The sequence below is a fragment of the Vibrio sp. 1401 genome, assembly GCF_033340295.1.
In genome coordinates, this window is the sequence record NZ_JAWOWF010000771.1 from 1 (window position 1) to 538 (window position 538).

The 538-nt window shown below is 47.8% G+C and carries 1 pseudogene; it reads right to left on the reverse strand.

What is annotated here, in order from left to right:
• Nucleotides 1–538: pseudogene (locus R7Z77_RS28075) on the reverse strand (manganese-dependent inorganic pyrophosphatase); the annotation flags it as partial.

Consider the following 538-nt stretch of genomic DNA (forward strand, 5'->3'; position numbering starts at 1 on the left):
TCGGCTCTGCTGAGAAATGGCTCAGATCCGATTTTGCCAACAACATTTGTTCACCAAAACCTTTGATGTCTTTGATGCCTGCAATGTCCGCCAGCTTTTGCGCGTACTGTTTGTCATATTCAGTGGTAGTCGAAGATTGGAACACAACCGTGTCCGACAAAATAGCCCCTAAACCTGCACACGCAATATTCTTTGGCAGTTTAACGTTTAACTTCTCGGCATTTGCCGTAAGAATTGTTGCCGCAGAACCCCAAGCACGAATATCCATCGTGACGATTTGCGGCATGCTGATTGGCGAACTGCCCATCGCGTGGTGGTCGATGATTGCCACGATGGAAGTTGGATCAACCGATTTTGCAAGTTGAGTCGATTGGTTGAAATCCACCAAACCAATGTGGTGAGAAGAGAAATCCGCCTTCACTTTTGGCGCGTCCATGCCACAAAATTCAAACACAAACTTACTTTCTGGGTTCGCTTCGCCAGTTAACGCTGCTTCACCGCCGTAGATGTGTGACGCAAGGATAACGGAAACGGCACT